At 69.7% G+C, this 6,764-nt stretch carries 6 protein-coding genes; 5 read left to right on the top strand and 1 reads right to left on the bottom strand.

All coding sequences use genetic code 11. The annotated features are described in order from the left end of the window. Positions 1-157 precede the first annotated feature (157 nt). The gene (metK, locus tag QIS96_RS37475; RefSeq protein WP_282547366.1) at positions 158-1,393 is read right to left on the bottom strand and encodes a methionine adenosyltransferase; all 1,236 of its coding nucleotides are present in this window, start codon (positions 1,391-1,393) and stop codon (positions 158-160) included. A 516-nt stretch (positions 1,394-1,909) separates the two neighbouring features. On the opposite strand from metK, the gene QIS96_RS37470 reads away from it, so the two are divergent. From QIS96_RS37470 to QIS96_RS37450, 5 genes are all read left to right on the top strand, one after another. Beyond that, the gene (locus QIS96_RS37470) at positions 1,910-2,968 is read left to right on the top strand and encodes a type III polyketide synthase (protein ID WP_282547365.1); all 1,059 of its coding nucleotides are present in this window, start codon (positions 1,910-1,912) and stop codon (positions 2,966-2,968) included. 72 nt (positions 2,969-3,040) lie between these two features. Further along, positions 3,041-3,598 (top strand): cupin domain-containing protein, encoded by a 558-nt coding sequence (locus QIS96_RS37465; protein WP_282547364.1) that lies wholly within the window; start codon positions 3,041-3,043, stop codon positions 3,596-3,598. Between the two features lie 15 nt (positions 3,599-3,613). Further along, entirely contained in the window at positions 3,614-4,771 is a 1,158-nt protein-coding gene (locus QIS96_RS37460; protein ID WP_282547363.1) for a DegT/DnrJ/EryC1/StrS family aminotransferase, read from the top strand. An 81-nt stretch (positions 4,772-4,852) separates the two neighbouring features. Continuing rightward, positions 4,853-5,476: an NAD(P)H:quinone oxidoreductase gene (gene wrbA, locus QIS96_RS37455; RefSeq protein ID WP_282547362.1), complete on the top strand. Its 624-nt coding sequence runs from the start codon at positions 4,853-4,855 to the stop codon at positions 5,474-5,476. 239 nt (positions 5,477-5,715) lie between these two features. Continuing rightward, a complete protein-coding gene (locus tag QIS96_RS37450) occupies positions 5,716-6,699 on the top strand; it encodes a carbohydrate kinase family protein (protein WP_282547361.1) in 984 nt (327 codons plus the stop codon). Positions 6,700-6,764: the final 65 nt, after the last annotated feature.

The raw sequence follows: 6,764 nt of genomic DNA, 5'->3' as shown, positions 1-6,764 counted from the left end.
CGACGGCACGGAAGCGAGCGCTGTCGTACGTCCCGGCTTGGCAACGGAGGGTGAGCGGGCCTCGGCCGAAGGGTCGAGGCCCGCTCGTCCCGGCGCAGTCGTCGGCGAGGCGCGGCCGGGGGAAACCGCGCCCGCCCGCCGACGCGCTGCCGGGAGGTCAGGCCTGCTTCGCCGCCGTGGCCGCGTGGCGCAGGGCGTCGGCGCGGTCGGTGCGCTCCCAGGTGAAGTCGGGCAGCTCACGGCCGAAGTGGCCGTACGCGGCGGTCTGGGCGTAGATGGGCCGCAGCAGGTCGAGGTCGCGGATGATCGCGGCCGGGCGCAGGTCGAAGACCTCGTTGACGGCGGCCTCGATCTTCTCGACGGCGACCGTGTTGGTACCGAAGGTCTCCACGAACAGGCCGACCGGTTCAGCCTTGCCGATCGCGTAGGCGACCTGGACCTCGCAGCGCTCCGCCAGGCCCGCGGCGACCACGTTCTTGGCGACCCAGCGCATCGCGTACGCGGCGGAACGGTCCACCTTGGACGGGTCCTTGCCGGAGAAGGCGCCGCCACCGTGCCGGGCCATGCCGCCGTACGTATCGATGATGATCTTGCGGCCGGTGAGGCCCGCGTCGCCCATCGGGCCGCCGATCTCGAACCGGCCCGTCGGGTTGACCAGGAGGCGGTAGCCGTCGGTGTCGAGCTTGATGCCGTCCTCGGCGAGCTGGGACAGGACGTGTTCGACGACGTGCTCGCGGATGTCCGGGACGAGCAGCCCGTCCAGGTCGATGTCGGCGGCGTGCTGCGAGGAGACCACGACGGTGTCAAGGCGGACCGGGCGGCTGCCCAGGTACTCGATGGTGACCTGGGTCTTGCCGTCGGGGCGCAGGTAGGGCACGGTCCCGTCCTTGCGGACCTCTGTCAGCCGGCGCGAGAAGCGGTGCGCCAGCTCGATCGGCAGCGGCATCAGGGTGGGCGTCTCGTTCGTCGCGTACCCGAACATCAGGCCCTGGTCGCCGGCGCCCTGCTGATCCAGCTCGTCACCTTCCGCACCTGCGGCGGCACCTTCGACACGCTTCTCGTACGCCGTGTCGACGCCTCGCGCGATGTCCGGCGACTGCGCGCCGATCGACACCGAGACCCCGCAGGAGGCGCCGTCGAAGCCCTTGGCCGAGGAGTCGTAGCCGATCTCGAGGACCTTCTCGCGCACCAGCGCGGCGATGTCGGCGTAGGCGGAGGTCGTCACCTCACCGGCGATGTGCACCTGACCGGTGGTGATCAGGGTTTCGACCGCGACCCGCGAGGTGGGGTCCTGGCGCAGCAGCGCGTCGAGGAGCATGTCGCTGATCTGGTCGGCGATCTTGTCGGGATGCCCCTCGGTCACGGATTCCGAGGTGAACAGGTTGCGGGACATGGCACTCCAAAGCAGGGCGGGTGGGCATGGAGCAACGGGGGAGGCACTGCGATCAGGTCAGGCGTTCAGGCCTCCCGGTCATGCGACTTGGGTCGCGCACAGGATGGCCGCACCGGTACGACGTCTGGCGGATTCTCGCTGGAGCCGTGGTGACCGCCCAGGCACCCACCGGCCGAGGGAGTGACCCACGTCACTTCGGGGCGCTCTTGGCGTGCAGATGGAGCCCGTGTCACTCTTTCCGCACGCCTCCCCTGCCCAAAAACCCTTTGTGGTGCGCGAGTTGAGTGTGATCGCCGACTCGGCCAGGCGGGGCGCAGCCTCTTTCGAGGCGCGGTGTCACCGCGCCTTCGCGTCTCATCACCCGCTTCGAGCGTCGACTGACGGCCCCAACGCGCGACACGTCCGGCACCACGTCGGATACCGGTGTCGCCCGTTGCGGGCCGTCAGTTCATGGTGGGCGAAAACTCCAGCCTCAGCACGTGCAGAAGGCAACTCTAGAGAAAGTGGATTCTCGATATGCCAAGGCTATGCAAGCCGTCGGTAAGGGTGCCGGAATACGTCATCACCGCGGCAGAAACTCTGGAATTCGCCAAGAAGGTTCATTCCGGCAAGCCGCAACTCCCACTGGCGCTGCGGTTGATTGAGAACACGGGGGTGCAGAAGCGCCACATCGTGCAGCCCATCGAGAAGACGCTCAGCCACCCGGGCCTGACGGAACGCAACCGCATCTACGAGGCCGAGTCCAAGGAGCGGACACCGGAGGTCATCGAAGAGGCCCTGAAGAACGCCGAGCTGACCGCGCGGGACGTCGACGCGATCATCTACGTCTCCTGCACCGGCTTCCTGATGCCGTCGTTGACGGCCTGGCTCATCAACCACATGGGCTTCCGGTCCGACACCCGGCAGATACCCATCGCGCAGCTGGGGTGCGCCGCCGGCGGCGGGGCGATCAACCGGGCCCACGACTTCTGCGTGGCCCACCCCGGAAGCAACGTCCTGATCGTGTCGTGCGAGCTGTGCTCGCTGTGCTACCAGCCCGAGGACGACGCGATCGGTTCGCTGCTGTCCGACGGGCTGTTCGGCGACGCGGTCGCGGCCGCCGTCGTACGAGGCGATGGCGGTATCGGCATCGAGCTGGAGCGCAATTCCTCGTACCTCATTCCGCACACCGAGGACTGGATTTCCTACGCTGTGCGGGACACGGGATTTCACTTCCAGCTGGACCGCCGCGTTCCCGGAACGATGGAACCACTGGCCCCCGTGCTGCGGGACTTCACGGCGGAAGCCGACTGGGACGCCGGCAATCTCGACTTCTACCTCGTGCACGCCGGCGGTCCCCGCATTCTGAACGACCTCGCCAAGTTCCTCGACGTCGACCGGAAGGTGTTCCGGCACAGCTGGGCGACCCTGACCGAGTACGGCAACATCGCCAGCGCGGTCGTGCTCGACGCGGCCTACCGACTCTTCGAGACCGACCCCCCGATGCCGGGCGCCACCGGCCTGATCGCGGGTTTCGGTCCCGGCATCACCGCCGAGATGGCACTGGGCCGCTGGGCCATGGGCGGGCCGCAGTAGGGCGGCCGAGGCCGGCGAAGCACATCGTCCCCGTCCCCTGAGCGGGATGCAGCGCGGAAAGGAACCGAATCAATGACTGGCCTTGTCGTCCCCCCAGGTCAGGGACGGAAGCTGATCACTCGGGCGCAGGAGGTGACCTTCAAGGTGACCAAGGCGGACGGTTCGTCCGCATCGATCTTCGAGGTGGTCGTGCCGCCCGGCTTCGATGTGGGGGCGCACGTCCACCACCAATCCCAGGAGTTCTTCTACGTGTTGGAGGGACAGCTCGACCTCATGGCGTTCGAGCCGGTCACGAGGTCCGAAGACAGCTGGCACGACTGGGAGTCCACCGGCGGGGACCGCGTCGTCCGCGCCGGGGAGGGCAGCTGCATGTTCGTTCCCCCGGGGACGCCGCACGCGTTCAGGAACGCGACGGACGCGCCCGCCCGCATGCTGTTCCAGAGCTCTCCCTCGCCCGACCACGAGCACTACTTCGAGGAGATCGTGGAGATCTTCTCGGCCGGCAAGTCGGTGGATCCCGAGGCCGTGGAGCGGATGCGCCGCCGGTACGACGTCAGCCAGATCACGCCGCTCCGGTACGAACCCCCGGCGCCCCGCGCATCCCGGCCGACGACAAAGCAGGGAGCGTAACGGGAGATGGCAACCATGGACAGGATCCCCCTGGTGCACGCGAGCCTCGGCGCGCAGGAACTGGCGGCCGTGGCCGAGGTGTTCGAGTCGGGCTGGCCGGCCGGTCAGGGCCCGAAGGGCAAGGCCCTGGAAGCCCAGCTGGTCGAGCGCTACGGCGTGGGCGACGCGGTCGCCCTCACCAACTGCGGTGTCGCGCTGCATCTCGCCCTGCTCGCGCTGGGCGTCAAGCCGGGCGACGAGGTGATCGTCTCCGACTACGGCTTCCCGGCCCCCGCGCACGCCGTTCGGTACCTCGACGCGGTGCCGGTCTTCGCCGACGTCCATGCCGACACCGGCCTGGTCGACGTGGAGTCGGTGGCGGATCTGATCACGCCGCGGACCGTCGGCATGATCGTGATCGACACGGTGGGGCTGCCGGCCGACTACGACGAGCTCAACGCACTGGCGGCGCGGCACGGTCTGTTCGTCATCGAGGACGCCGCCTGCGCGGTCGGTGCGACCTACCGAGGACAGCAGGCCGGCACGCTGGCGCCGGTGGCCTGTCTGTCCTTCCACGGACGCAAGGGCGCCACGAGCGGCGAGGGCGGTGCCCTGCTGGCCGCCGACCCGGAGGTCGGCCAGGACGTGCGGCTGCGGTCGGCGTTCGGCATCACCAGCATCTTCGACCAGGCGAAGGTCATCGGCCTACCGATCTCGGAGTTCACGGAAATCGGCTACAACTACAAGCTGTCGGACATAGCCGCCGCCATCCTGCAGGTGCAGCTGAAGCGCCTGGACGGCTTGCTGGAGCGCCGGCGCGCGGTCGCGGCACGCTACGCCGAACTCCTCGCCGACGAGGAACTCCTGACGCTCCCCGTGGTGCCGGAGGACCGGACCCATGTGTGGCAGTCCTACCTGGTGACACTGGACGCGAGCGTGGACCGCGCGGCCCTCGCCGCCGACCTGCGCGCCCAGGGCATCGGCTGCGGGCACGGCACATGGGCGGGGCATCTTCAACCTGTCTTCGAGTCCAAGCAGGTATGCCATGTCTCGGCGGATCTCTTCCGCCGCCATCTCGCCATCCCCATGCACGCCGAACTGAGCATGGATCAGGTCGAACGGGTCGCGCAGACCCTGCGCGCCGCGCTGCCGACCCACGCGACCTCCGCGCGGGGCCTGCGCGGGGCGGCGTGAAGCAAGCCAGGTGAGCGCCGCGGCTCACCGAAAGCATCGGAAAGCCTGAACAGGTCAACGTACGAAGGAAGAAGACGACCCATGTCATCTGTCAATGTCGCGATCGTCTACTACAGCGCGACCGGCCATGTGCAGGCGCTGGCGCAGGCCGCCGCTGAGGGTGCGGAGAAGGCCGGTGCCACCGTTCGCGTGCGCCGGGTCGCCGAGACCGCCCCCGACAAGGCCATCAACGCCAACCCGGCCTGGGCCCAGTACCGCAAGGACCACGCCGACGTCACCGAGGCCACTCTCGACGACCTCGACTGGGCCGACGCCGTTCTGCTCGGCACCCCCACCCGGTTCGGCAACCCCGCCAGCCAGCTGCGCGCCTTCATCGACACCGCCGGGCCGCTGTGGGCGCAGGGCAAACTCGCCGGCAAGGTCTACTCCGCCTTCACCGTCAGCAACACCCTGCACGGCGGGCAGGAGGCCACGATCCTCGCCCTGTCCAACACCTTCTACCACTGGGGCGGCATCATCGTGCCCCCCGGCTACACCGACCCCGTCCAGTTCCAGACCGGCAACCCCTACGGCACCTCCCACGTGGCAGGTGTCCCCGGCCGGCAGGAAGCCCCCAGCGACGTCACCCTGCAGGCCGCCCGCTACCAGGCCAGTCGCGTCACCGACACGGCCATCGCCCTCAAGAAGGGCCGCGCCACCACCTGACACCCGCCAACACCGGGCCGGTCACCGCCGGCCCGGACTCAGGGCCCGTCGTTTTGATCTCGCCGGGGGCGCGGACCGATCGGCACCGCCGACCAGATCCGGTCTGATCCAAACGACAGGCCCTGACCGCACACGGCCACTTCGGCCAAGGTTCGCGGTGCGCGGTTCCGTCCCCCCGGCCGCGCACCGCCCTCCCCGTGCGACCCCGCCACCGGCCCAGGTTCAAGGAGTGCTTTGCCGTGCGTATCGCCGTGACCGGCTCGATCGCGACCGACCATCTGATGGAGTTTCCCGGCCGCTTCGCCGAGCAGCTGATCAAGGAGCAACTGGAGCGCGTCTCCTTGTCGTTCCTCGCCGACCACCTCGAAGTACGACGCGGCGGCGTCGCCGCCAACATCGCGTTCGGCCTCGGTCAGTTGGGCCTCGACCCGATCCTGGTGGGTGCCGCGGGTGTCGACTTCGCCGAGTACGACACCTGGCTGCGGACGAACGGCGTCGACACCTCGGCCGTCCGGGTCAGCGAGACGCTGCACAGCGCGCGCTTCGTGTGCACCACCGACCAGGACCAGAACCAGATCGCCACCTTCTATGCCGGCGCCATGGCCGAGGCCCCCCACATCGACCTGGCCGAGATCACCGCGCGCACCGGCAAGCCCGGCCTCGTCCTGGTCGGCGCCGACGACCCCGAGGCGATGCTGCGCCACACCGCCACGGCGCACCGCCTGGGCATCCCCGTCGCCGCCGACCCCTCCCAGCAGCTCGCCCGCCTGGACCGGGAGCAGGCCCGCCAACTCGTCGACGGCGCCACCTGGTTGTTCACCAACGAGTACGAGGCCGCCCTGCTGGCCGAACGCACCGGCTGGAGTCGCCGGAACCTCCTCGGCCGGGTCGGCACCTGGATCACCACCCTGGGCGAGGCCGGCGTCGGCCTCGCCCGCGACGGCGCCCCCGACCTGCGCATCCAGGCCGTCCCCGCCGGCCGGATCGCCGACCCCACCGGCGCGGGCGACGCCTTCCGCTCCGGCTTCCTCGCAGGCACCGCCTGGCAGTGGCCGCAGGAACAGGCCGCCCAGCTCGGCTGCGCCCTGGCCACCATCGTCCTGGAGTCGGTCGGCACCCAGGAGCACAAGCTGGTCCCGGCCGACCTGATCACCCGCATCGACCGGACCTACGGCGCCGCCGCTGCCGCCGCCATCGAGCCACGCCTCGCGGAGCTGTCGTGAGCACGACGGCACGCCGACGCGCGGACGCCCTCCGCGAGGCACTGGCCACACGTGTGGTGGTGGCG

Origin of the sequence: Streptomyces cavernicola, from assembly GCF_029968035.1 — a bacterium.
Taxonomy (GTDB): Bacteria; Actinomycetota; Actinomycetes; order Streptomycetales; family Streptomycetaceae; genus Streptomyces; species Streptomyces cavernicola.
Note: the sequence above shows the minus strand (reverse complement) of the source record. Positions and strands in the feature narration are given on the sequence as shown.